The sequence below is a fragment of the Atlantibacter subterraneus genome (genome assembly GCF_007570865.1).
Classification (GTDB): domain Bacteria; phylum Pseudomonadota; class Gammaproteobacteria; order Enterobacterales; family Enterobacteriaceae; genus Atlantibacter; species Atlantibacter subterraneus.
In genome coordinates this window covers 142,780-167,213 of sequence record NZ_VLPS01000009.1, presented here as the reverse complement: position 1 = coordinate 167,213, position 24,434 = coordinate 142,780, and the positions used below count along the sequence as shown (strand labels likewise).

Below are 24,434 nucleotides of genomic sequence, written 5' to 3'. Positions count from 1 at the left end.
AATGAAATTCAGTGAACTCTGGTTACGTGAATGGGTAAATCCCGCCATTGATAGCGACGCGCTGTCCGGGCAAATCACCATGGCTGGCCTCGAAGTGGATGGCGTGGACGCGGTTGCCGGCGCGTTTCACGGCGTGGTAGTGGGTGAAGTGGTGGAATGCGGCCAGCATCCTAACGCTGACAAACTGCGCGTGACAAAAGTCAACGTGGGCGGCGATCGCCTGCTCGATATCGTCTGCGGCGCGCCAAACTGCCGTCAGGGCCTGAAAGTCGCCGTGGCGACCGTAGGCGCGGTACTGCCGGGCGATTTCAAAATTAAAGCGGCTAAACTGCGCGGTGAGCCGTCCGAAGGTATGCTGTGCTCGTTCTCCGAGCTGGGCATTTCCGACGATCACAGCGGCATTATCGAGCTGCCAGCGGATGCGCCGATTGGCACCGATATTTGCGAATACCTGAAGCTCGACGATAACACCATTGAAATCAGCGTCACGCCTAACCGCGCCGACTGCCTGGGGATTATCGGCGTCGCGCGCGACGTGGCTGTGCTTAATAAAGCGCCGCTCAACGAGCCGGAAATTGCACCGGTCGCTGCCACCATCAACGATACGCTGCCCATCACCGTTGACGCCCCGCAGGCATGCCCGCGCTATCTGGGCCGCGTGGTTAAAGGCATCAATGTGAAAGCGCCGACTCCGCTGTGGATGAAAGAGAAGCTGCGCCGCTGCGGCATCCGCTCCATTGACGCGGTTGTAGACGTCACCAACTACGTGCTACTCGAACTGGGCCAGCCGATGCATGCGTTCGATAAAGACCGCATTGACGGCGGCATCGTGGTGCGGATGGCGAAGCCGGGCGAACCCCTGGTACTGCTGGACGGTAGCGAAGCGAAGCTGGATGAAGACACCGTTGTGATTGCCGATCACCACAAAGCGCTGGCGATGGGCGGCATCTTCGGCGGCGAGCACTCCGGCGTTAACGACCAAACCCAGAACGTGCTGCTGGAATGCGCATTTTTCAGCCCGCTGTCGATTACTGGCCGCGCGCGCCGTCACGGTCTGCACACCGATGCCTCTCACCGCTATGAGCGCGGTGTCGATCCGGCGTTGCAGCACAAAGCCATGGAGCGCGCCACCCGCCTGCTGATCGACATCTGTGGCGGCGAAGCGGGCCCGGTGATTGACGTTACCAACGCGTCGCACCTGCCAGCACGCGCCACCATTACGCTGCGCCGCAGCAAGCTGGACCGCCTGATTGGCCATCACATCCCGGATGACCAGGTCAGCGATATTCTGCGCCGTCTGGGCTGCGACGTGACTGAAGGTGAGGGCCAGTGGCAGGCGGTTGCGCCGAGCTGGCGTTTCGATATGGAAATCGAAGAAGACCTGGTAGAAGAAGTGGCCCGTATTTACGGCTACGACAACATCCCTGACGAGCCGGTACAGGCGGGTCTGGTGATGGGCAACCACCGTGAAGCCAACCTGTCGCTGAAGCGCGTGAAAACCCTGCTTAACGACAAAGGTTACCAGGAAGTGATTACCTACAGCTTCGTCGATCCGAAACTGCAGCAGCTGGTGCATCCGGGCGAAGAAGCGCTGATCCTGCCGAACCCGATCGCCAGCGATATGTCGGCGATGCGCCTGTCGCTGTGGACCGGCCTGCTGGGCACCGTGGTCTACAACCAGAACCGTCAACAGAGCCGGGTACGTATTTTCGAAACCGGTCTGCGCTTTGTGCCGGATACCCAGGCTCCGTTGGGCATTCGCCAGGACGTGATGCTGGCGGGCGCTATCTGCGGTAACCGCGTGGAAGAGCACTGGGACCAGGCGAAAACCGGCGTTGATTTCTACGACATCAAAGGCGATCTGGAATCCGTTCTGGAACTTACCGGTAAACTTTCTGAAATTGAATTTAAAGCGGAAGCCAACCCGGCGCTGCATCCGGGCCAAAGTGCTGCTATATATTTAAAAGGCGAACGCATTGGTTTCATTGGCGTTATTCATCCTGAACTGGAGCGTAGCTTCGATCTGAATGGCCGTACGCTGGTGTTCGAACTGCTGTGGGACAAGGTTTCTGACCGTGTTGTACCGCAAGCTCAGGAAATCTCACGCTTCCCGGCGAACCGCCGTGACATCGCGGTTGTGGTGGCAGAAAACGTTCCCGCAGCGGAAATTTTATCCGAGTGTAAGAAAGTTGGCGCAAATCAGATAGTTGGCGTAAACTTATTTGACGTGTACCGTGGCAAGGGTGTTGAACAGGGCTTTAAGAGCCTTGCCATCAGCCTGATCCTTCAGGATACCAGCCGTACACTCGAAGAAGAGGAGATTGCCGCTACCGTTGCCAGATGCGTAGAGGCACTAAAAGAGCGATTCCAGGCATCATTGAGGGATTGAACCTATGGCGCTTACTAAAGCTGAAATGTCAGAATATCTGTTTGATAAGCTTGGACTTAGCAAACGGGATGCCAAAGAACTGGTTGAACTGTTTTTCGAAGAGATCCGTCGTGCTCTGGAAAATGGCGAACAGGTTAAACTTTCCGGTTTCGGGAATTTCGATCTGCGCGATAAAAACCAACGTCCCGGGCGCAACCCAAAAACTGGTGAGGATATTCCCATTACGGCTCGTCGTGTGGTGACCTTCAGACCCGGTCAAAAGCTGAAAAGCCGGGTTGAAAACGCCTCGCCGAAAGAAGAGTAATCTGACGTAATTAAAAAGGCCGCATTGCGCGGCCTTTTTTCTTTGCCTGCCCGTCAGGGCACCGTAGAATCAATCCTCTCTGTAAGCCATTCATTTTATTTATGCATTCATTGATACAGGCACAACGCCGACGGGAACGAAGCTGGCTCACCACGCTGACGCTGCTGCTACTGGCAGGGGCGCTGATCAGTCTGTGCGCAGGGGATATGTGGATCGGCCCCGGCGACTGGTTTTCGCCCACCGGCCAGCTGTTCGTCTGGCAAATTCGCCTGCCGCGCACCCTGGCGGTCATGGCGGTGGGCGGGTCGCTGGCGCTATGCGGCGCTATTCTTCAAGCGCTGTTCGAAAACCCGCTGGCGGAGCCGGGCCTGCTCGGCGTCTCGAACGGCGCGGGCGTCGGGCTAATCGCGGCAATTTTACTGGGTCAGGGCGTGCTGCCAGGCTGGGCCCTCAGCCTGTGCGCTATCGCGGGCGCGCTGCTGATCACGCTTATTCTGCTGCGCTTCGCCAGACGCCATCTCTCCAATAGCCGACTGCTGCTGGCTGGCGTGGCGCTGGGCATCATATGCAGCGCTCTGATGACCTGGGCGGTCTATTTCAGCACCAGCCTTGATTTACGCCAGCTGATGTACTGGATGATGGGCGGTTTCGGCGGCGTCGACTGGCGTCAGGGCTGGCTGATGCTGGCGCTGATCCCGGTGATGGTCTGGGTCTGCCGCCAGTCGCATCCGCTTAACGTGCTGGCGCTGGGGGAAATGTCCGCCCGACAATTAGGGTTGCCGGTCTGGCTGTGGCGCAACCTGCTGGTTATCGCCACCGGCTGGCTGGTGGGGATCAGCGTCGCGCTGGCGGGGTCGATTGGCTTTATCGGCCTGGTGATCCCACACGTGCTGCGGCTTTGCGGACTGACGGATTACCGGGTGCTGCTTCCCGCCTGCATGGCCGCCGGGGCGGCAGTACTGCTACTGGCCGACGTGATCGCGCGGCTGGCGCTGTCGTCGGCGGAACTGCCCATCGGCGTTGTTACCGCTTCTCTCGGCGCGCCAGTATTTATCTGGCTATTATTAAAAGCCCGGTAAAAAACATCACACCATTATAATGAGGTTGCTATGCATAACGACATTTTGAACACTGACGTGATTACCATTGACGGCGTGTCCACCACACTCGAGCCATGGCGCGGCAACGTGCTGCTGATCGTCAACGTCGCCTCCAAATGCGGCCTGACGCCGCAGTATGAACAACTGGAGAATATCCACAAGGCCTGGCGAGACCAGGGCTTCTCGGTGCTCGGTTTCCCCTGTAATCAGTTCCTCGGCCAGGAGCCTGGCAGCGAAGAAGAGATCAAAACGTTTTGTAGCACCACTTACGGCGTGACTTTCCCGATGTTCAGCAAAATCGACGTCAACGGCGAAAACCGTCATCCGCTGTATCAGAAACTGATCGACGCCGCGCCGACTGCCGTTGCGCCGGAAGCCAGCGGCTTTTACGAGCGTATGGCGAGCAAAGGCCGCGCGCCGCTGTACCTGGACGACATCCTGTGGAACTTTGAAAAATTCCTGGTAGGGCGTGACGGCCAGGTGGTCCAGCGCTTCTCGCCGGATATGACGCCGGAAGATCCGATTGTCATGGAAGCAATCAAACTGGCGCTGGCGAAGTAATGACCGTACTGATGTCGCTGGAGGCGGTGCAGGAGCCGGGGAGAATCGGCCCCGTCACCGCTGAAATCCGCAAAGGCGAGTGGCTGCACCTGGTAGGCCCTAACGGTGCCGGGAAAAGCACGCTGCTCGCCGGGCTGGCGGGCATGCGCCAGCCCGCCGGGACAATCGCCTTTTTGGGATCGCCGCTGCATCAGTGGCAGGGCGAGGCGCTGGCGCGACACCGCGCCTGGCTCACTCAGCAGCAAACGCCGCCGTTCGCCATGCCGGTCTGGCATTATCTGGCGCTGCACCGCCACGGCGTCACCGACGACGCGCTGCTTAACGAGATCACCGACGCCCTGTGGCTGACCAGTAAACTCACCCGGCCCGTCAATCAACTCTCCGGTGGCGAATGGCAGCGGGTGCGCCTTGCCGCTGTGATCCTGCAAATTCATCCACGTGATAATCCCCATGGCGCATTACTGCTGCTGGATGAACCGATGAATAGCCTGGATGTGGCGCAACAGGCGGCGCTGGATGCATTATTGCACCAGCTGTGCCAACAGGGTGTCAGCGTGGTGATGAGCAGCCACGACCTCAACCATACCCTGCGACGCGCTCATCGCGTCTGGCTGCTGCAAAATGGGAAAATGATTGCTCAGGGCTTAAGCAGCGACGTGATGACCCCAAAGCACCTGAATCCGGTTTATGGCATTGATTTCCAACGCGTGGCGGTGGATGGGCACACGCTGTTGATCTGCCCATGAGTTAACGGAACGCGTCTTGCCACGGCTGGCGGCTCACGCTAAATTACCTTCCGGGAATAAAGGCTAGAGGATGTGCCTGAAAAATGCGGATGTGGATCATTGTAATCGCAACATTATTACTGGCGGGCTGTGGGCACCATCATGCGCCGCCGCCAAACGCGCGGCTGTCGGATTCAATTACCGTCATCGCCGAGCTTAATGACCAGCTTCGCACCTGGCACGGCACGCCGTACCGCTACGGCGGCATGAGCCGCCACGGCGTCGATTGTTCCGCCTTTGTGTTAGTCACCTTCCGCGACCGTTTTGCGTTACGCTTGCCCCGGCAAACCAGCGAACAAGCCGAAATCGGCACCCGCATTGATAAAGACGAACTGCTGCCAGGGGATCTGGTTTTCTTTAAAACCGGGTCCGGGGAGAATGGCTTGCACGTCGGTATCTATGACACCGACAATCAATTTATCCATGCTTCCACCAGCCAGGGCGTGATTAAATCATCGCTGGATAATGTGTACTGGAATAAGAAATTCTGGCAAGCCAGACGCATCTAGCCAGCGAACCCGCGATATATTCTTACGTTTAATTTACGATCCTTAGCAGGCAAATCAGATTAATCCATATCGCAAATGGGTGAGTTTGCCTCCATTTAATATCAAGGTACAAATATTGGTAGTTATAGTTACGTGTACTCAGTAACGATAAATTAAATATATTTACGCAACGTTAACTCTATTATGATTCCCAGGCTATCTTAGTTACACTGGCACCTGAAAGTGCACGCAATGCATCAACGATTCCAGTCAAGATGTGTGTTTTACCCGGATACGTGTAACCGTGTTCAGCATAGCCCTGCGAGCGGAGGGATGCCGTTTATTACCCAGTTAATGGGACAGGTAATATGATTATTTCACTCGATAAAGATTATCAGTCAACGCTACTATTCCAGCCGATCAGGAAAGCAAACAGCGCACTGCTTGGAGTAGAGGTGATAGCCAACTTCGCGTCGCGCGAGGGCGATATCCGTATTCCTACGGATCTGGTTATTCCACGCATTAGTGATGATGAACAGTTAATACTATTTTATGAGAAACTCGCACTGCTGGAACAATTCCGCATCCATTTTATAAATCATGGTCTTTGTGCCTGGATAAATATAAATGCCGTCCACGTCGCGGTTATTTTAAGCAATGAAAAACTGGCCGCGCGTCTGGCACAACTTCCTTTTCTGGAATTCACTATCAGTGAGAATTACCCTGCATTAAATGATGGCAAAGATAATCTTTCGCTACTGACGTTTTCTCGCCGCTATCCGCTGGTACTGGCAAATTTTGGTGCCGGCGTGGCGACCACACGTTCAATATTCGACCGTCTGTTTAAGCGCATTATTATGGATAAATTTTTTATTCATAAACGCATCGCTGAGCACTCATTCGAGCCGTTTATGAAGGCTATCGTCGATCAGGTCGCACCCTTTTGTCATACCATGATCATCACTGGTATCGACTCTGAAAGCGCAAGGCAGAAAGCGATTAATCTGCGTTTCCACGCCATGCAGGGTAACCTGTGGCCAGTGATGGAACCCGAAGCGCTACTGTTCTTGTTGCGCAATCGGTAATAACCCTCAGGTTAACCCGTGTTTAAACTTTTCGTCAGGCACTACACTGGAAGCAGGAGGCCTGATGAAAAATCCAAAATTTATTACTACCTGGCGTGACGAGCTACCCGGCTTTTACAGCGAGCTCTCGCCGACGCCGCTGAGCAATGCGCGTTTGTTCTGGCATAACCCCCAACTGGCGCAATCGCTGGAACTGCCCGATTCTCTGTTTGATTATCAGGGTAGCGCGGGCGTCTGGGGCGGAGAAGCGCTGCTACCGGGCATGTCGCCGCTGGCGCAGGTTTACAGCGGCCATCAGTTTGGCGTCTGGGCAGGGCAGCTCGGCGACGGGCGCGGCATCCTGCTTGGCGAGCAGCAGCTTTCCGACGGGCGGCGGTTCGACTGGCATCTTAAAGGTGCGGGTCTGACGCCGTATTCCCGCATGGGCGATGGCCGGGCGGTGATCCGCTCCACGCTGCGCGAGTGCCTTGCCAGTGAAGCGATGCATTATCTGGGGATCCCCACCACCCGCGCGTTAAGCATTGTTACCAGCGATACGCCGGTCTACCGCGAAACCGCCGAACGCGGCGCGATGCTGATGCGTATCGCCGAAAGCCATGTGCGCTTCGGCCACTTTGAACATTTTTATTACCGGCGTGAACCGGAAAGGGTGCAGCAGCTGGCGGAATACGTAATTCGCCACCATTTCCCGGCGTTAGTAGATGAACCGGATCGGCTGGCGCTGTTTCTTGAGCAGGTGGTTGTCCGCACTGCGGCGCTGATCGCGCGCTGGCAGGCAGTCGGATTCAGCCATGGCGTGATGAACACCGACAACATGTCGATCCTCGGCCTGACCATCGATTACGGTCCGTATGGCTTTATGGACGACTGGCAGCCGCGTTTTATCTGCAATCATTCTGATTACCAGGGGCGCTATGCTTTCGATAACCAGCCGGCGGTAGGCTTGTGGAACCTGCAGCGGCTGGCGCAAACCTTCGCGCCGTTCGTCAGCGCCGATCGGCTTAACGCGCTGCTGGACAGCTATCAGGAGGTCTTGCTGCGGGATTACGGCGCACTGATGCGCGCCAAACTGGGGCTGATGACCCAGCAGCGCGGCGATAACGAACTGCTGAATGAACTGTTAGCGATTATGCAGCGCGAAGGCAGCGATTTTACCCGCACCTTCAGGATGCTCAGCGAAACCGAACAGCACTCTGCCGCCTCGCCGCTGCGCGATGAGTTTATCGATCGCGCCGGATTTGACGGCTGGTTTGGCCGCTACCGCGCACGGCTTCAGCAGGAAGAGGTTGCCGACGAGGTGCGTCAGGCGGCGATGAAAGCGGTCAACCCGGCGGTTGTGTTGCGCAACTACTTAGCGCAGCGCGCGATAGAAGCCGCAGAGCAGGGCGACGCCAGTGAGATGCTGCGCCTGAGCGAGGCGTTGCGCCAGCCGTTTGCCGACCGTGACGATGAGTACAGCCGTCGTCCACCGGACTGGGGAAAACGGCTGGAGGTAAGCTGCTCCAGCTGATCACGGGCGCAAAAAAACCTGCGGCGTGTTTTGTTCCGGGTGCGGTCGCACCCGGACATCCGCCTGATACCAGCGGCGCAGGGTGTTTTCTTCCAGCACCTGCCAGGGCGATCCGCTGGCGACCAGTTTCCCCTGATGCATTAACAAAATGCGGTCGGCCCACAGCGCCGCCAGATTCAGATCGTGCAACACCACGCATACGTGCAGCTTGCCCGCTCGCGTCAGCTGATGCAGCAGGCGCAGCAGATGCTGCTGATGGTACAAATCCAGCGCCGACGTCGGCTCATCAAGAAACAGCCAGCCGCGTGGACCATCGTGATGCCAGAGCTGGGCCAGCGCCCGCGCCAACTGTACCCGCTGCTGCTCGCCGCCGGAAAGCTGACAATAATCGCGACCGCGCAGACTGTCGCAGCCGGTCAGCGCCATCACCTGATTAATCGTTTCCTGTTTCGCCGATTCGCCCCAGGGCGCGCGGCCCATGGCGATAATCTCCTCAACCGGCCAGGAAAACGCCAGCTGGCTGTTCTGGCGCATGACCGCCCGCTGGCGCGACAGGGCGTCTTTATGCCAGTCATTAAGGGATTGACCATCGAGAACGCACTCACCCTGGCTGGGCGCAAGAAAGCCGGTCAACATCCGCAGCAGGGTTGATTTACCCGCGCCGTTGGGGCCGATTAGCGTCACTAATTCGCCCGGTTCCAGACTCAGCGAGACGTCATTCACCAGATGGCGTCCATTGCGCGTCAGCGTAAGGCGTTGCGCCTGCAGGCAGTTATCCATCCACGCCTCCCCGGCGACGGAAAATCATCCATAAAAACCACGGGCCGCCCAGCAAACTGGTCAGCAGGCCCACCGGCATTTCCGCCGGCGCCACCAGCGTGCGCGCCAGGGTATCAGCGCACAGCAGCAGCATGGCCCCCGCCAGCATTGAGCCAGGCACCAGCGCCCGGTGATCGGACCCCAGCCACAGCCGCACCAGGTGCGGCACCACCAGGCCGATAAACCCAATCACGCCGCTGATCGCCACTGCGCCCGCCACCAGCAGCGCGCTAAGGATCAGCAACTGGCGCTGGGTGTGCTGGACATCGACGCCCAGATAGTGGGCCTCTTCATCGCCGAGCTGTAGCAGGTTAAGCCGCCGCGCCAGCCGCCAGATCAGCAGCGACGCGGGGAGCGTTAATGAGGCCGCCGCCAGCAGGGTTGACCACTGCGCCTGCCCGAGGCTGCCCATGCCCCACAGCGACAGCTGGCGCAACTGGGCGTCGTTGCTTAACCAGGAAAGCACGCCCACCGCCGCGCCGCACAGGGCGTTGATGGCAATCCCCACCAGCAGCAGGCGCGACAGGGTGTTATCGTGGCGCTGGCTGAGCACAAAAATCGCCGCCGTAACCGCCAGGCTGCCGATAAACGCGGCGATCATCGGCGCGTAGAGTACTAAAAATCCCGTCAGGCTAAATGGCAGCACCACGTAAAACCCGACCGCCAGCGCCGCGCCGCTGCTGATCCCCAGCAACCCCGGGTCGGCCAGCGGATTGCGAAACAGCCCCTGCATCACACAGCCGGAAAGCGCCAGCGCCGCGCCAATCAGCGACGCCAGCAGCACGCGCGGCAGGCGGATAGTCCACCAGATTTCCCGCAGCCAGCCGTCGCCATTGCACCACAGGATGCTGAGCGGCAGGCGCATGGCACCCAGGCTGGCGGCCAGCAGCGAAAGCGCGATCAGCCCCAGCATCATGGCCAGCATGGCGCGGCGTGCCGTCACGGCAGAGTTTCCGCGCGCTGGCGCAGCTCGGCAATCGCCTGCGGAGTGCGAATGCCGAAGCCGAGCAGCGCCATATCATCCACCACCATCAGCTGGCGCTGTTTCCCGGCTGGGGTATGGGCAAGCCCGGGCAACGCCCAGAGTTGCTCCTCGCCGCCCAGCGTGCGGATACCGTCGCGGGTCACCAGCACCAGATCCGGCGCGCTGGCAATCACCCCTTCCTGGGAGAGCGGCTGATAGCGGGTAAAGCCCTGCATGGCGTTGCGCAGCCCGGCGGCATTAATGGCGGCATCGGCGGCGGTTTGCTGGCCCGCCGCCATGGTGCTCATCCCACCGTGGCTCATGATAAACAGCACTTTTTTATCCAGCGGCTGGCGGGGAATAGCGCTCAGCGCGGTGGTTAACCGCTGTTGCAGAGCGCGGCCTTGCGGCTCTTTATGGAGCGCGGCGGCCACGGCGCTGATTTTCGCGTCGATGCCCTGCAGGCTGTTGTCCGCCGGAATGGTTACAACCTTAGCGCCGCTGTTTGCCACCTGCTCCAGCGCCAGCGACGGCTTCGCCTGGCTGCTGGCGAGGATTAACGTCGGACGCAGCGCCAGGATCCCTTCGGCATTGAGCTGGCGCATATAGCCGATATCCGGCAGTGTGGTCGCCGCTTCCGGCAACAGGCTGGTGCTGTCGCGCGCCACCAGATGCTGTTGCCCGTCGAGGGCATAGACGATCTCGGTCACGTCGCCGCCAATGGTAATCAGCCGCTGCTCTGCGCCCATTGCCAGCCAGGGGAGGGCGAGTAAACCCAACAGCCAGGCTTTCATGCGGCGAGCCCTTTCTGGCACAGGGCTTCAATTTGGCTGCGCCACTGGGTCTGTTCCGGGTTACCTTCGGTGCGCTGGCCGTACAGCTGGGCGATTTGCGTGCCGTCGGCGGCGAACAGCTCCAGGCTGGTGACGTAGCCGTCGGAACCCGGTTTCCGGGTTACCCAGGCTTCGGCAATCTGGTCGCCCTGAAGATGCAGGGTAAAGCTCTTGTTGAAGATGTTGATCCAGTTATGCATCGGCAGCACTTTTTCAATCGCGCCGGTAAAGATCTGCACGCAGCCGCGGTTGCCGACGAAAATCATAATTTCGTTGCCGTCGTCATGAGCCATATTCAACAACTGGCTCAGCGCCTGAGTATCGACCTGGCAGGCCAGATCGTCGCTCACCAGGCGGAACGCCTGCTGACGGCTGAGGTTATGACGCTTCAGCAGCATAAAGAACTGATGCACGTCGGTCATGGCGCGCCATTCCTGCTCCACCGCAGCGGCATCTGCCTCAACGGTTTCCGGCTGGTCGGCGGCGGGTTGAAGATCAAGCATCGGGTTATCGACGTGGATAAACCGCGCCAGCACTTCGGCCCAGGCGTCAAAGTCGGTGTTATCGGTGGTGTACACCTTCAGCAGGGCGTCGCCCTGATAATCGAAGAACTGAATGCTCTGACGCTCGCCGTGTTTAGTGGCCTCGCGGATATGAAAGGCAAACGCCCACTGGTTGAGGAACAGACGCAAGTCAAGGGCGCGCGGGTTCAGCACCAGCCCGGCATGGCCTTGCAGATGCTGGTTTTCAAAGCGGCCCACCTGTTCATGGACCGCATACTCATTGCGACAAATGCATTTGGTTTCACCGACGTTTTCCAGCGCGTGCAGGATGCTGCGGATTTCGCCCTGTAAGCGCCAGGCGTCATGGCCGACGCGGGCATGGGTCAGCTCCGCTTCGCTGATATTCATCATCGCGGCGATATCGCGGGCATATTTTTGCGGGTTTTCGGCTTTTAACGTCAGCCAGGTTTGGTACAGGTGGCTCATCTTGTTTTCCTTATAATGGGTGTTACCACTGATAGCTAACAAACACTTTGCCGTTACGGCCATCCTGAGGGATGCCCTGCGGCGACCAGTACTCTTTATCAAAGGTGTTGCCCAGCACCAGCGTGGTGGTTAAACCGCGTAGCTGCTGCTGGCCGTGATAGCTGATGTAAAAGTCATTCACGCCATAGCCCGCCTGCTCGCTGTAGCTGCTGCTGATATGGTCAGAACGATCGGCGAAGGTGCCGACCCAGCCCACGGAGAAGCCGCTCTGCGCCACCGGAATGTCCAGCTGCGTGGTGACGGTATCCGGGTTGAGGCTGGAGATCCACTCACCGGTATCGCTGTCTTTACCCCGGGTGCGGTTATAGGCCACGTCCAGGCTGAACAGATCGGCGCTGTATTTCGCCATCACGTCCCAACCCCAAATTTTGGCGTTCGGCACGTTATACGACATGGTGGTCGCCCGGGCGAAATCCACGGTAGTGGAGATATAGTCTTTGGCGTGGGTATCAAAATAGCTGGCTTTAAATTCCAGTTGATCGTTACCGAGCATCAGATCGTTAAAGCGCAAGCCGAAGCCGTACTCCTGGGTTTCGTTGGTTTCTGGTCGCAGATTCGGGTTCGGCACCCAGTAGTTGCTGTAGAACCGTCCGATGGCGAAGTGCAGATCGTCGTTGTACATCTCGCCCATCGTGGGCGCGCGGAACGCCTGGGCATAGGAGCCGAACAACATCAGCCAGTCGGTCGGCGTGATGGACAGCCCGGCGCGGGATGACCATTTATCGGCATTCACATCCTCGTAGCCTTCGCTGCTGCCCTGGTAATTATCGTAGCGGGTGCCTGCCAGCAGGGAGACCGGCAGATCGCGCAGGGTCATTTCATCTTGCAGCCAGCCGGAGCTGAAATCGATATTGGCTTGCGGGAAGCCGGTGGTTGCGCCGCCCGGACGCTGCTCCTGACGGTAATACTCGCCGCCGTATGTCAGCAAATGGCTGGCGACGCTGCCGGTGAACAGGCGCGAGCGGTTCTCCAGCTTGCCGCCTTTGGTGGTCTGTTTGCGGAACGGGTTGGTATTGTCCTGATTCTCGGCGTTGATCCGCGCTTCCGACCAGTAAACCGTGGCGTCAGCATCCAGCCAGTCGTTGCCCTGCGGATTAAGGTGATAGCCCAGTTGGGCATCGCGCTGAATGGTCGAGCGGTCGGTGAGCGGATTGCTGGTGGTGATTTCGCCCGCAGTTTGTGGGTTTACCGGCTCCTGAGCGCTGTTGTTGTAATAACGCAGCGAGCCGGAAAGCGCCTGATCGGCGTCGATTTTCCAGGTGCCTTTTGCCAGCATATTGTTGATGCTTTCGTCATTCGGCGCGCTTTTCCCGTCGCTCTGGCGGATATCGCCGCGATCGCGGCTGGACCAGGCCACCACGCCGTCTAGATCGTCGGTGCGGCCAAAGGCGCTGGCACCCATGCCGATGCTGCGATCGCCGGTTGCGCCGGTGCCGAATACCCGGTAGCCGCTGTTCTGGCCGTCAAACAGCAGGTCGCTGGCGTCTTTGGTTTCAAAGGAGACCACGCCGCCCAACGCGCCGCTGCCGTACAGCTGTGCCGCCGGGCCGCGTACCACTTCAATACGCTTCACCAGCGCCGGGTCGATAAAGGTGCTGTTCAGGTGACCGGTGTCGGTGCCCTGACGAACGCCGTCCACCAGCACCAGTACGCCGCGGCGGTCGTAGCCGCGCAGATTAATATCCTGGCCGTTGGTGCGGCCTGAGCCGTCCAGCGTAATGCCCGGCACTTTACGCAGCAGATCGGCGGCGGAAGAGGCGGTCTGGCCGGTGGGGGTATCGGCGTCGATTACGCTGACCATCATCGGCGCTTCAAAGGTGCTGCGTTCATTGCCGGTAGCGGTGACGGTCATCTGTTCCTGTGCCGCCGCCAGTGAAGCGGCAGGCATTGCGCCGAGGACCAACAGGGCCAGCGCGGACAGGCGCGGGCCAGCGGTGTGCAGGTAAGGCATAGCAACTCTCCATAGAGAAAAAATGAAAGCGCTGGCTGCCTGGGATAACCTGGGTGGCGGGCGTGGGGTGTTATTTGGTCAGAATGAGTTTTCCGGCCTGAGTTTGTCGTAGCAGATAGTGTTGGCCGTCATGCACGATAGTGATGCGCCCGTCCGGGCCGAGCAGGGTTTTGCTGTCGATCTGGCGTGGCGCGGTCGCGTTGTCTGCGGCGTTTTTCGGCGTAGTGCCGGAGCCGGGGGCTTTCTCAATCTGCATCATATTATTTAAAAATGACAATAAAGGTAACAATAAGAATCATTATCAATAATCAGCATCGGAGCGGCAAGCGTTATTTGTGAGAAAATTGTGAAGAAATCAATTTTTACCGAAAACGCGCGTTAATCCCGCAAAATTTATACGGATCATCCGGTTAGGCGGTGGATATATTTTGCAGCGGCAAGCGAAAGACAAAAAAATGCCCTCGGACGAGGGCAGTGCAGGAATTCAGAAGCGGCTTGCTACCGCGTCGTTAAGCATTGCGAGCAGCGTTTCACTGTCGTCCCAGCCGAGGCACGGGTCGGTAATCGACTGACCATACACCAGCGGCTTGCCGGTCGTGATGGGCTGGTTGCCTTCTTCGATAAAGCTTTCCACCATCACCCCAGCAATGGCGCGGGAGCCGCTGCGGATTTGCGCGCAAATTTCTTCACACACATCCAGCTGGCGGCGGTGCTGCTTCTGGCAGTTGCCGTGGCTGAAATCCACCACCAGATGCTCCGGGAGATCGAACTGGCGCAGCGCGTCGCAGGCGGCGTTGAGATCCCCGGCGTGATAGTTAGGCTGCTTCCCGCCGCGCATGATGATATGCCCGTAAGGGTTGCCGCTGGTCTGGTAGATGGTCATCTGGCCGTGCTTATCTGGCGACAGGAACATATGGCTGGCGCGGGCGGCGCGGATGGCGTCCACCGCAATGCGGGTGTTGCCGTCGGTGCCGTTTTTAAAGCCGACCGGGCAGGAGAGCGCCGAGGCCATTTCGCGGTGGATCTGGCTTTCGGTGGTACGCGCGCCAATCGCCCCCCAGCTGATCACGTCGGCAATAAACTGGCCGATCACCATATCGAGAAACTCGGTAGCGGTGGGCACGCCCAGCTCGTTAACGCGCAGCAGCAGACGCCGCGCCTGCTCAATACCGTGATTGACGCGGTAGCTGCCGTTGAGATCGGGGTCAGAAATCAGGCCTTTCCAGCCCACCACGGTGCGCGGTTTCTCGAAATAGGTGCGCATTACGATTTCCAGCCGCGACTGGTATTTCTCGCGCAAAGTCTGTAAACGCGCCGCGTAATCCATGGCGGCGTCGACATCGTGGATTGAGCAGGGGCCAATAATCACCAGCAGGCGCTTATCGTCGCCGTTTAAAATTTTCTCGATGCGACGGCGTGAGGCGATGACGTGTTCAGCGACGCTGGCAGAAACGGGGTAGCGCTGGGCGAGTTCGGCTGGCGTCACCAGCGAATCGATCCGCGCCGTGCGGAGTTCGTCAGTTTTATTCATGGGTGTCTCAAAATTTTGTGCTTCAACGGCTTCAGTACCGGGAAGTGATGGGCATCACAATAAACCAATCCTGATTGATTTCAAGATAAGCGGCTGCGATGGGCCACAATGCGCGACACCCTAACACAGAAAAATGCGCTTTTGTACTAGTAAATTAGTACATGCGGCGATTGAGCCCCATGATATCCAACAGTTTTGTCGCCAGCTCTTCCACCGAATAGTTAGTACTGTTGAGATACGGGATTTGGTGCTTACGGTACAGGGCTTCTACTTCCGCCACTTCCATCCGGCACTGACGCATTGAGGCGTAGCGGCTGTTTTCGCGGCGCTCTTCACGAATGGCTGCCAGGCGTTCCGGGTTAATCGTCAGGCCGAACAGCTTGTGCTGGAGCGGTTTTAACGCCGCAGGAAGGTTAAGGTTATCCATATCGTCGGCAATAAAGGGGTAGTTGGCGGCGCGGATGCCAAACTGCATCGCCAGATACAAACTGGTGGGGGTTTTACCGCAGCGCGATACGCCCAGCAAAATCACCTGTGCCTGATCGAGGTTGCGCATCGAAATGCCGTCATCATGCGCCAGGGTGTAATCAATGGCGGCGATACGCGCGTCGTATTTATTCAGGTTGGCGGCATTCAGGCCGTGGGTGCGGTGGGCGATGGGCGTCGGATCGAGTTTCATCTCCTGTTGCAGCGGGGCCACCAGCGCCTGGACGATGTCCTGACAGAAGCCTTCGCTTTGCAGAATGATGGCGCGAATATCCGGCATCACAATCGAATAAAACACCAGCGGACGCACGCCGGTCTGCTGATAAATCGCGTCGATCTGCTCTTTTACCGCTTTGGCGCGGCTTTCATTTTCTACAAACGGCAGGGTGATACTGTTAATGGACACCGGGAACTGCGACATCACCGCATGGCCCAGCACTTCGGCGGTAATTGCCGTTCCGTCGGAAATATAAAACACGTGGCGATCGACACTGCTGTCCATAATAACGTCCTGATGAAATTGGGAATATCCTTAAAGGATAATTTAAATCTTGCTATTCAGACATAGCGATCCTCTCATTTTTTAAAAATGAAATGGTGTTTTTATTTATTATGAAAAGCGGATTTCATTTTTCGATATTTCCTTTTAAACCATGGGTATATTAATGACCTGTTTCTAATCAATAAGTTAGATTTTTGAGCGTTTGCACATTGCGATGAACATTTTTTAATTTGCTTGAACGATTCACCGTTTTTCCCGACCGGCTAAATATGCCAGGCTTAATGCGTCGTCAGATATTTATTTACCCCTATCAAATATCACAAAAGGATTGTTTCGATGTCCAACAATGGCTCGTCACCGCTAGTGCTTTGGTATAACCAACTCGGCATGAATGATGTAGACAGAGTTGGGGGCAAAAATGCCTCCCTGGGTGAAATGATTACAAACCTGTCCGGCGTGGGTGTTTCCGTGCCAAACGGGTTTGCTACTACCGCTGATGCGTTTAATCAGTTCCTCGACCAAAGCGGCGTTAACCAGCGCATTTATGAGTTGCTGGATAAAACCGACATCGATGATGTATCCGAACTGGCCAAAGCCGGTGCGCAGATCCGTCAGTGGGTGATTGATACCCCGTTCCAGCCTGAACTTGAACAGGCGATTTGTGATGCCTATAACCAGCTGTCCGCCGATGATGCCGACGCCTCCTTCGCGGTACGTTCCTCCGCCACCGCGGAAGACATGCCGGACGCGTCGTTCGCCGGTCAGCAGGAAACCTTCCTGAACGTGCAGGGCATTGATGCGGTGATGGTGGCGGTGAAGCACGTGTTTGCCTCGCTGTTTAACGACCGCGCCATCTCCTATCGCGTGCATCAGGGTTACGACCACCGCGGCGTGGCGCTGTCGGCGGGCGTGCAGCGTATGGTGCGTTCCGACCTGGCCGCGTCAGGCGTGCTGTTCTCCATCGATACCGAATCCGGCTTCGACCAGGTGGTGTTTATCACCGGCGCGTGGGGCCTTGGCGAAATGGTGGTGCAGGGTGCGGTGAACCCGGATGAATTCTACGTTCACAAGCCGACCCTTGAAGCGGGCCGTCCGGCGATTGTGCGCCGTACCATGGGCTCGAAAAAAATCCGCATGACCTATGCTGCGACTCAGGAGCATGGCAAGCAGGTACAAATTGAAGACGTGCCGCAGGAACAACGCGACCGCTTCTGCATCACCAATGACGAGGTGCAGGAGCTGGCGAAGCAGGCGGTACTGATTGAGAAACACTATGGCCGCCCGATGGATATCGAATGGGCCAAAGACGGCCACACCGGCAAGCTGTTTATTGTCCAGGCGCGTCCGGAAACCGTACGTTCCCGGGGCCAGGTGATGGAGCGTTATACTCTGAACGCCCACGGCAATATCATCGCCGAAGGCCGCGCCATCGGCCACCGCATCGGCTCCGGCGCGGTGAAAGTGATCCACGACATCAGCGAAATGAACCGCATCCAGCCGGGCGACGTGCTGGTCACCGACATGACCGACCCGGACTGGGAGCCGATCATGAAAAAGGCGGCGGCCATCGTGACCAACCGCGGCGGGCGCACCTGCCACGCGGCGATTATCGCCCGTGAGCTGGGCATCCCGGCGGTGGTCGGCTGCGGCGACGCCACCGAGCGCATGAAAGATGACCAGAACGTTACCGTCTCCTGCGCCGAAGGGGATACCGGCTACGTCTACGCCGAGCTGCTCGACTTCAGCGTGAAAAGCTCCAGCGTCGACACCATGCCGGACCTACCGCTGAAGGTGATGATGAACGTCGGCAACCCGGACCGCGCGTTTGACTTCGCCTGCCTGCCGAACGAAGGCGTTGGCCTGGCGCGTCTTGAATTCATCATCAACCGGATGATCGGCGTGCATCCGCGCGCGCTGCTGGAGTTTGACCAGCAGGAGCCTGGGCTGCAAAAAGAGATCAAGGAGATGATGAAAGGTTATGACTCGCCGGTGGAGTTTTACATTGGCCGTCTGACCGAAGGCATCGCTACCCTGGGCGCGGCGTTCTACCCGAAACGCGTGATTGTGCGGATGTCTGACTTTAAATCCAACGAATATGCCAACCTGGTAGGCGGTGAGCGCTACGAGCCGCATGAAGAGAACCCGATGCTGGGCTTCCGTGGTGCGGGACGCTATGTCTCCGACAGCTTCCGCGACTGCTTCGCGCTGGAGTGTGAAGCCGTTAAGCGGGTGCGTAACGAGATGGGCCTCACTAACGTAGAAGTGATGGTGCCGTTTGTGCGTACCGTTGACCAGGCCAAAGCGGTGGTGGAAGAGCTGGAGCGTCAGGGGCTGAAGCGCGGCGAGAACGGGCTGAAAGTCATCATGATGTGCGAAATCCCGTCCAATGCCCTGCTGGCGGAGCAGTTCCTCGAATACTTCGACGGCTTCTCTATCGGCTCCAACGATATGACCCAGTTGGCGCTCGGCCTGGATCGCGATTCCGGCGTGGTATCTGAACTGTTCGACGAGCGTAACGACGCGGTGAAAGCGCTGCTTTCCATGGCGATCCGCGCCGCGAAAAAACAGGGGAAATACGTGGGCATTTGCGGTCAGGGTCCGTCCGACCATGAAGATTTCGCTGCCTGGCTGATGGAAGAGGGTATCGACAGCCTCTCCCTGAACCCGGATACGGTGGTGCAGACCTGGCTGAGCCTGGCTGAACTGCGTAAATAATCTTTAATCCTTCCCTCAGGCGGCTGATTTAGCCGCCTTTTTTTGTTTCCGCGCTGTTCTCCCGTCTGGCTTATTTGTTGAATTCCTTAATCAATTACGCGCCTGAATACTCAAATTTTAAGTAAAAAAAAGCCCATCGTGGGAGATGGGCAAAGACTACACACAGCAATTCGTTGTTTCACTCAGGGGATTTCCATGCTTATAAATCAACGCGTTGATTCATAACCGTGATTTGATTGTAGGTAGACCCACTTCCAGCGTCGATCAGATTCGTCCCAATCGTTAACTAAAGGTAAATGATTTGCGACACGGAATGTTAAGCGGCACAAGGCTTCGAGATGGTGATGGGTAAAAACGCAGCGGCTAATGATTAGATTTGCTAAAGTATCGGGCGAATGGCTTCGCCCGATCGGGTTATTTATCAAGAGGAAGGTTTTGCTGTTCCAGTGAGTTAATCGCTTCGCTGGTGGACTGCTGCGGGGCGGGTGCTTCCTGAACCCAGACTGAGAATAGCCGCCAGGAAACCGCCAGCAGCACCGGGCCGATAAACAGGCCAATCATACCAAAAGCGATCAGCCCGCCGATCACGCCGGAGAGAATCAGAATCATCGGCAGGTCAGCGCCCATGCGGATCAGCATCGGGCGGATGACGTTATCCATCAGCCCCACCACGCAGCTCCACACCAGCAGCACCGTGCCCCAGGTGGTGTCGCCGGTCCAGTACAACCAGATAATTGACGGGATCAACACCAGCAGCGGCCCTAACTGCACCAGGCAACTGAGCACCATGACCACCGTTAATACGGCGGCGTACGGAACGCCGGTGATTGCCAGGCCAATGCCGCCCAGCACCGCCTGCACCAGCGCGGTGACCACCACGCCCAGCGCTACCGCGCGGATTGCCTGGCCCGCCAGCAGCACTGCCGCGTCGCCGCGTTTGGCCGCGAGACGAATCGCGAAGTGGCGAATGCCGTAAGCGACCTGCTCGCCGCGCCAGTACAGCAGGGCGCTAAACAGCAGCATCAGCGCGCAGTGCATCACCAGCCGCCCGACGTGCGCCGCCTGGCCGATAAACCAGGTGGTGGTGCTGCCGATATAGGGGCGTACTTTGGCCATGATGGCGCTGCCGCCGCTTTCCAACAGGTTGTGCCAGCCGGAATAAAGTTTGGAGCCAATCAGTGGGATGCTGTTCAGCCAGTCCAGATCCGGCATGCCGGTCTGGCCTTTGGATACCCAGTCAATCAGCGGGCCGCTGTTGTCCACCAGGCTGTTGACCAGCAGGGCGATAGGGATCACGAACAGCAGGATCAGCAGCAGCGTCATCACCAGCACCGCCAGCGAGCGGCGGCCCCACAAAATCCGCTGCAGGCGGATCAGTACCGGCCAGGTGGCGATCACCACCGTTCCCGCCCAGGCGAAGCCCAGAATAAACGGCTGCACAATCCACAGGCAGGCAATAATCATGATCGATAAAAACAGCACGGACAGTAGCGTTTGCGGCACGTCCATGGGTTGACGAGAATTAATCATATTGACCTTCACAAGGTGATGCGCCAAACCGACGGCGCGAAAAGTTGCATTGAGTTGATGCTGATAAATGATGAGTGATTTCAGGCGTTTTTACGAGTCTAAAACCGCCGTTAAATCTCGTGGGCGAGTCCGAAAAAGTGTGATACAAACGTGGTGTCGTCACGCAAACGATAACTTCCAATGATGACAACGAGGCTTGTTGTAGCAGGCTCGCAACTCACAACTTCTCGATGTGGCAGGTTTAAGGCTAATGATCCCACAAATTTCTCAGGCGCCAGGGTTAGTTCAGCTGGTCGTCAACTTTTTGCAGGCACTGGAGCAACACGGGTTTACCGGCGATACCGCCACCAGCTATGCCGATCGCCTTACCATGGCGACCGACAACAGTATTTATCAGCTTTTACCCGATGCGGTGCTGTTCCCGCGCTCCACGGCTGACGTGGCGCTGATCGCCCGGCTGGCGGATGAAGCGCGCTTTGCCTCGCTGGTGTTTACCCCGCGCGGCGGCGGCACCGGCACCAACGGCCAGGCGCTGAACAGCGGCATCATTGTTGATATGTCGCGCTATATGAACCGCATCATGGAGATTAACCCGGAAGAGGGCTGGGTGCGGGTTGAAGCGGGCGTGATCAAAGACCAGCTTAATCAGTACCTCAAACCCTACGGCTATTTCTTCGCGCCGGAACTTTCTACCAGTAACCGCGCCACTCTTGGCGGCATGATCAACACCGACGCCTCCGGGCAGGGCTCGCTGGTGTACGGGAAAACCTCCGATCACGTCTTAGGCGTGCGCGCGGTGCTGCTGGGCGGCGATATTCTTGATACCCATGAGATGTCTGCCACGCTGGCGGAAGAGATGGGCCGCGAGCCGGGACCGATTGGCCGCATCTATAAAACCGTGGTGGAGCGCTGCCGCGAACAGCGTCCGCTGATCCTGGCGAAATTCCCAAAACTCAACCGCTTCCTGACCGGCTATGACCTGAAAAACGTCTACAGCGACGATATGAGCCGCTTTAACCTGACACGCATTCTTACCGGTTCGGAAGGCACTCTGGCGTTTATCACCGAAGCGCGGCTGGATATCACGCCGCTGCCCAAAGTGCGCCAGCTGGTAAACGTGAAGTATGATTCGTTCGACTCCGCGCTGCGCAACGCGCCGTTTATGGTGCAGGCCCAGGCGCTGTCGGTTGAAACCGTCGATTCCAAAGTGCTTAACCTGGCGCGGGAAGATATCGTCTGGCATTCGGTAAAAGAGTTGATTACCGATGTGCCGGATAAAGATCTGCTTGGGCTGAATATCGTTGAATTCGCCGGGGACGATGAAGCGCTGATTGACAGCCAGGTGATGGCGCTGTGCGCCCGTCTGGATGAGTTGATGGCGCGCGGTGAAGGCGGGGTGATCGGCTGGCAGGTGTGCGCCGATTTAGCGGGCGTCGAGCGCATCTACGCGATGCGTAAAAAAGCGGTCGGGCTGCTGGGCAACGCTAAGGGGTTGGCAAAGCCGATCCCGTTTGCCGAAGACACCTGCGTGCCGCCGGAAAATCTGGCGGATTATATCGTTGAATTTCGCGCGCTGCTGGACGGCCACGGCCTGAGCTACGGCATGTTCGGCCACGTGGATGCGGGCGTACTGCACGTGCGCCCGGCGCTGGACATGTGCGACCCGCATCAGGAAGTGCTGATGAAGCGCATCTCCGACGAAGTGGTGGCACTGACCGCGAAATACGGCGGCCTGCTGTGGGGCGAACACGGTAAAGGCTTTCGCGCCGAGTACAGCCCGGCGTTTTTCGGCGATGAGCTGTACCACGAACTGCGGGTGATTAAAGCGGTGTTCGACCCGAATAATCGCTTAAACCCGGGCAAAATCTGCCCGCCAGCGGGTATTGACGCGCCGATGAAAAAGGTCGATGACGTCAAGCGCGGCACTTTCGACCGGCAAATCCCTATCGCGGTTCGCAGCGCCTGGCGCGGGGCGATGGAGTGCAACGGCAACGGCCTGTGCTTTAACTTCGACGTGAAGAGCCCGATGTGCCCGTCGATGAAAATCACCAGCAATCGCATTCACTCCCCGAAAGGGCGCGCCACGCTGGTGCGTGAATGGCTGCGGTTGCTGGAAGATCGCGGCGTCGACCCGATCAAGCTGGAAAAAAGCCTGCCGGAGAAACGCGCCAGCCTGCGCACCCTGATTGAGCGCACCCGCAACACATGGCATGCGCAAAGAGGCGAGTATGACTTTTCCCACGAGGTCAAAGAGGCGATGTCCGGTTGCCTGGCCTGCAAAGCCTGCTCGACCCAGTGCCCGATTAAAATCGACGTGCCGGAGTTCCGCTCGCGCTTCTTACAGCTGTATCACACCCGCTATCTGCGCCCGGTACGCGATCACTTTGTGGCGACCGTCGAGAGCTACGCGCCGCTGATGGCCCGCGCGCCAAAAGTATTCAACTTCTTTATGAGTCAGCCGTGGGTGAAAGATCTGTCGGCGAAGCATATCGGCATGGTGGATTTACCGCTGCTGTCCACCCCGACGCTGCAACAGCAGCTGGTGGGCCACCGCAGCGCCAATATGACGCTGGAAGATCTTGAAGGGCTGAGCTTTGCCGAGCGCGACCGCACCGTACTGGTGGTGCAGGACCCGTTCACCAGCTATTACGACGCGCAAGTGGTGGCGGATTTTGTCCGGCTGATCGAGAAGCTGGGCTTTAATCCGGTGGTACTGCCGTTCTCGCCAAACGGTAAAGCGCAGCATATTAAAGGCTTCCTCGATCGCTTTGCCCGTACCGCGCGCAAAACCTCTGAATTTCTTAACCGTGTGGCCCAACTCGGGATGCCGATGGTGGGCGTCGATCCGGCGCTGGTGCTGTGCTATCGCGACGAGTACCGCCAGGCTATCGGTGAGGCGCGCGGTGATTTCAACGTGCTGCTGGTTCACGAATGGCTGCTGCGGGTATTTGAAAATAAAGTGGCGGCACCGGTGGTGGGCGAATCCTGGTATCTGTTTGGCCACTGTACCGAAGTGACCGCGCTGCCCGGCGCGACGGGGCAGTGGGCGGCGCTGTTCGCCCATCTTGGTGCGAAGCTGGAAAATGTCAGCGTCGGCTGTTGTGGCATGGCGGGCACCTACGGCCACGAAATTAACAATCACGCCAACTCGCTGGGAATTTACGAGCTGTCGTGGCATCAGGCGATGCAGCGCCTGCCGCGCAACCGCTGCCTGGCGACCGGCTACTCCTGCCGCAGCCAGGTGAAGCGCATCGAAGGCAACGGCGTGCGTCACCCCTTACAGGCAATGCTGGAGATACTGGGATGATCTGGAAACGCAGCGCGACGCTGGAAGCCCTCAACGCGATGGGGCACGACAATATGGTGGGGCTGTTGGATATTACCTTCAGCCATATCGGCGACGATTCGCTGGAAGCCACCATGCCGGTGGACAGCCGCACCCGCCAGCCGTTTGGGCTGCTGCACGGCGGTGCGTCGGTGGTGCTGGCGGAAACCCTTGGCTCGGTGGCGGGCTATCTGTGCACCGAGGGGGAACAGCGGGTGGTGGGGCTGGAAGTCAACGCCAACCACCTGCGCTCCGCCCGGGCGGGCATCGTGCGTGGCGTGTGCCGCGCGGTGCACGTTGGCCGTCGACACCAGGTGTGGCAAATCGATATTTTCGATGAACAAAACAAACTCTGCTGTACTTCCCGCCTGACCACCTCGGTGGTGTAAAACCCCTGTTCGGGTCAATAAACTGGCCCGAATAGAGACGAATCCGATCCCGCTCCGCTCGCCGGAATGCCGCGCCGTGCCTATACTTCAGTCGCAGCATGTACTGCTTATCCTGCGG

At 58.1% G+C, this 24,434-nt stretch carries 20 protein-coding genes and 1 other RNA gene; 11 read left to right on the top strand and 10 right to left on the bottom strand.

The window, feature by feature from the left end:
- The first annotated feature begins 1 nt into the window (after position 1).
- The 8 genes from pheT (at position 2) to selO (ending at position 8,222) form a co-directional block, all read left to right on the top strand.
- Complete coding sequence (gene pheT / locus FND52_RS17790; protein ID WP_144132336.1) at positions 2–2,389, top strand: phenylalanine--tRNA ligase subunit beta; 2,388 nt, start codon at positions 2–4, stop codon at positions 2,387–2,389.
- Positions 2,390–2,393: 4 nt separating this feature from the next.
- On the top strand, positions 2,394–2,693 hold the full coding sequence (gene ihfA, locus FND52_RS17785; protein ID WP_001229266.1) for an integration host factor subunit alpha: 300 nt from the start codon (positions 2,394–2,396) through the stop codon (positions 2,691–2,693).
- 101 nt (positions 2,694–2,794) lie between these two features.
- A complete protein-coding gene (gene btuC, locus FND52_RS17780) occupies positions 2,795–3,772 on the top strand; it encodes a vitamin B12 ABC transporter permease BtuC (RefSeq protein ID WP_125293484.1) in 978 nt (325 codons plus the stop codon).
- Between the two features lie 30 nt (positions 3,773–3,802).
- Positions 3,803–4,354 carry a glutathione peroxidase gene (locus tag FND52_RS17775; protein WP_144132333.1) on the top strand — a complete coding sequence of 184 codons (552 nt, stop codon included), beginning with the start codon at positions 3,803–3,805 and terminating at the stop codon, positions 4,352–4,354.
- Positions 4,354–5,100: a vitamin B12 ABC transporter ATP-binding protein BtuD gene (gene btuD, locus FND52_RS17770; protein ID WP_144132330.1), complete on the top strand. Its 747-nt coding sequence runs from the start codon at positions 4,354–4,356 to the stop codon at positions 5,098–5,100. Before FND52_RS17775 ends, btuD begins: the two co-directional genes overlap by 1 nt.
- Before the next feature lie 83 nt (positions 5,101–5,183).
- Positions 5,184–5,648 carry an NlpC/P60 family protein gene (locus FND52_RS17765; RefSeq protein WP_125293481.1) on the top strand — a complete coding sequence of 155 codons (465 nt, stop codon included), beginning with the start codon at positions 5,184–5,186 and terminating at the stop codon, positions 5,646–5,648.
- A gap of 347 nt (positions 5,649–5,995) precedes the next feature.
- Positions 5,996–6,712 carry an EAL domain-containing protein gene (locus FND52_RS17760; protein ID WP_144132325.1) on the top strand — a complete coding sequence of 239 codons (717 nt, stop codon included), beginning with the start codon at positions 5,996–5,998 and terminating at the stop codon, positions 6,710–6,712.
- 64 nt (positions 6,713–6,776) lie between these two features.
- The gene (selO, locus tag FND52_RS17755) at positions 6,777–8,222 is read left to right on the top strand and encodes a protein adenylyltransferase SelO (protein ID WP_144132319.1); all 1,446 of its coding nucleotides are present in this window, start codon (positions 6,777–6,779) and stop codon (positions 8,220–8,222) included.
- On the opposite strand, the gene FND52_RS17750 is transcribed toward selO, so the two are convergent.
- The 8 genes from FND52_RS17750 to ppsR form a co-directional block, all read right to left on the bottom strand.
- Positions 8,223–9,002 carry a heme ABC transporter ATP-binding protein gene (locus FND52_RS17750; RefSeq protein ID WP_144132314.1) on the bottom strand — a complete coding sequence of 260 codons (780 nt, stop codon included), beginning with the start codon at positions 9,000–9,002 and terminating at the stop codon, positions 8,223–8,225.
- Entirely contained in the window at positions 8,995–9,966 is a 972-nt protein-coding gene (locus FND52_RS17745; RefSeq protein WP_144132686.1) for a FecCD family ABC transporter permease, read from the bottom strand. The genes FND52_RS17750 and FND52_RS17745 overlap by 8 nt, the downstream gene beginning before the upstream one ends.
- Positions 9,967–9,980: 14 nt before the next feature.
- On the bottom strand, positions 9,981–10,799 hold the full coding sequence (locus FND52_RS17740; RefSeq protein WP_144132310.1) for a heme/hemin ABC transporter substrate-binding protein: 819 nt from the start codon (positions 10,797–10,799) through the stop codon (positions 9,981–9,983).
- The gene (locus FND52_RS17735) at positions 10,796–11,827 is read right to left on the bottom strand and encodes a hemin-degrading factor (RefSeq protein WP_144132307.1); all 1,032 of its coding nucleotides are present in this window, start codon (positions 11,825–11,827) and stop codon (positions 10,796–10,798) included. The genes FND52_RS17740 and FND52_RS17735 overlap by 4 nt, the downstream gene beginning before the upstream one ends.
- 22 nt (positions 11,828–11,849) lie before the next feature.
- On the bottom strand, positions 11,850–13,838 hold the full coding sequence (locus FND52_RS17730) for a TonB-dependent hemoglobin/transferrin/lactoferrin family receptor (protein ID WP_144132303.1): 1,989 nt from the start codon (positions 13,836–13,838) through the stop codon (positions 11,850–11,852).
- Between the two features lie 70 nt (positions 13,839–13,908).
- The gene (gene hemP, locus FND52_RS17725; RefSeq protein ID WP_144132299.1) at positions 13,909–14,097 is read right to left on the bottom strand and encodes a hemin uptake protein HemP; all 189 of its coding nucleotides are present in this window, start codon (positions 14,095–14,097) and stop codon (positions 13,909–13,911) included.
- Between the two features lie 225 nt (positions 14,098–14,322).
- A complete protein-coding gene (locus FND52_RS17720; protein WP_125293473.1) occupies positions 14,323–15,369 on the bottom strand; it encodes a 3-deoxy-7-phosphoheptulonate synthase in 1,047 nt (348 codons plus the stop codon).
- Between the two features lie 154 nt (positions 15,370–15,523).
- Positions 15,524–16,357 (bottom strand): posphoenolpyruvate synthetase regulatory kinase/phosphorylase PpsR, encoded by an 834-nt coding sequence (gene ppsR, locus FND52_RS17715; RefSeq protein WP_125293472.1) that lies wholly within the window; start codon positions 16,355–16,357, stop codon positions 15,524–15,526.
- 336 nt (positions 16,358–16,693) lie between these two features.
- Here ppsR and ppsA point away from each other — a divergent pair, with 336 nt between their 5' ends.
- The gene (gene ppsA / locus FND52_RS17710) at positions 16,694–19,072 is read left to right on the top strand and encodes a phosphoenolpyruvate synthase (RefSeq protein ID WP_125293471.1); all 2,379 of its coding nucleotides are present in this window, start codon (positions 16,694–16,696) and stop codon (positions 19,070–19,072) included.
- A 121-nt stretch (positions 19,073–19,193) separates the two neighbouring features.
- On the opposite strand, the gene rprA is transcribed toward ppsA, so the two are convergent.
- Together rprA and ydiK are read right to left on the bottom strand one after the other, a co-directional pair.
- Positions 19,194–19,301: antisense sRNA RprA (rprA, locus tag FND52_RS17705), an RNA gene on the bottom strand.
- Between the two features lie 185 nt (positions 19,302–19,486).
- Positions 19,487–20,602 carry an AI-2E family transporter YdiK gene (gene ydiK / locus FND52_RS17700; RefSeq protein WP_144132295.1) on the bottom strand — a complete coding sequence of 372 codons (1,116 nt, stop codon included), beginning with the start codon at positions 20,600–20,602 and terminating at the stop codon, positions 19,487–19,489.
- Positions 20,603–20,852: 250 nt separating this feature from the next.
- On the opposite strand from ydiK, the gene ydiJ reads away from it, so the two are divergent.
- Both ydiJ and menI read left to right on the top strand, forming a co-directional pair.
- Positions 20,853–23,909 carry a D-2-hydroxyglutarate dehydrogenase YdiJ gene (ydiJ, locus tag FND52_RS17695; protein ID WP_144132291.1) on the top strand — a complete coding sequence of 1,019 codons (3,057 nt, stop codon included), beginning with the start codon at positions 20,853–20,855 and terminating at the stop codon, positions 23,907–23,909.
- Entirely contained in the window at positions 23,906–24,316 is a 411-nt protein-coding gene (gene menI / locus FND52_RS17690) for a 1,4-dihydroxy-2-naphthoyl-CoA hydrolase (RefSeq protein WP_125293468.1), read from the top strand. The genes ydiJ and menI overlap by 4 nt, the downstream gene beginning before the upstream one ends.
- Positions 24,317–24,434 lie beyond the last annotated feature (118 nt).

Coding starts and splice junctions, on each gene's coding strand:
- pheT (WP_144132336.1), top strand. CDS start 2: ATGAAATTCAGTGAACTCTGGTTACGTGAATGGGTAAATCCCGCCATT.
- ihfA (WP_001229266.1), top strand. CDS start 2,394: ATGGCGCTTACTAAAGCTGAAATGTCAGAATATCTGTTTGATAAGCTT.
- btuC (WP_125293484.1), top strand. CDS start 2,795: ATGCATTCATTGATACAGGCACAACGCCGACGGGAACGAAGCTGGCTC.
- FND52_RS17775 (WP_144132333.1), top strand. CDS start 3,803: ATGCATAACGACATTTTGAACACTGACGTGATTACCATTGACGGCGTG.
- btuD (WP_144132330.1), top strand. CDS start 4,354: ATGACCGTACTGATGTCGCTGGAGGCGGTGCAGGAGCCGGGGAGAATC.
- FND52_RS17765 (WP_125293481.1), top strand. CDS start 5,184: ATGCGGATGTGGATCATTGTAATCGCAACATTATTACTGGCGGGCTGT.
- FND52_RS17760 (WP_144132325.1), top strand. CDS start 5,996: ATGATTATTTCACTCGATAAAGATTATCAGTCAACGCTACTATTCCAG.
- selO (WP_144132319.1), top strand. CDS start 6,777: ATGAAAAATCCAAAATTTATTACTACCTGGCGTGACGAGCTACCCGGC.
- FND52_RS17750 (WP_144132314.1), bottom strand. CDS start 9,002: ATGGATAACTGCCTGCAGGCGCAACGCCTTACGCTGACGCGCAATGGA.
- FND52_RS17745 (WP_144132686.1), bottom strand. CDS start 9,966: ATGCTGGCCATGATGCTGGGGCTGATCGCGCTTTCGCTGCTGGCCGCC.
- FND52_RS17740 (WP_144132310.1), bottom strand. CDS start 10,799: ATGAAAGCCTGGCTGTTGGGTTTACTCGCCCTCCCCTGGCTGGCAATG.
- FND52_RS17735 (WP_144132307.1), bottom strand. CDS start 11,827: ATGAGCCACCTGTACCAAACCTGGCTGACGTTAAAAGCCGAAAACCCG.
- FND52_RS17730 (WP_144132303.1), bottom strand. CDS start 13,838: ATGCCTTACCTGCACACCGCTGGCCCGCGCCTGTCCGCGCTGGCCCTG.
- hemP (WP_144132299.1), bottom strand. CDS start 14,097: ATGATGCAGATTGAGAAAGCCCCCGGCTCCGGCACTACGCCGAAAAAC.
- FND52_RS17720 (WP_125293473.1), bottom strand. CDS start 15,369: ATGAATAAAACTGACGAACTCCGCACGGCGCGGATCGATTCGCTGGTG.
- ppsR (WP_125293472.1), bottom strand. CDS start 16,357: ATGGACAGCAGTGTCGATCGCCACGTGTTTTATATTTCCGACGGAACG.
- ppsA (WP_125293471.1), top strand. CDS start 16,694: ATGTCCAACAATGGCTCGTCACCGCTAGTGCTTTGGTATAACCAACTC.
- ydiK (WP_144132295.1), bottom strand. CDS start 20,602: ATGATTAATTCTCGTCAACCCATGGACGTGCCGCAAACGCTACTGTCC.
- ydiJ (WP_144132291.1), top strand. CDS start 20,853: ATGATCCCACAAATTTCTCAGGCGCCAGGGTTAGTTCAGCTGGTCGTC.
- menI (WP_125293468.1), top strand. CDS start 23,906: ATGATCTGGAAACGCAGCGCGACGCTGGAAGCCCTCAACGCGATGGGG.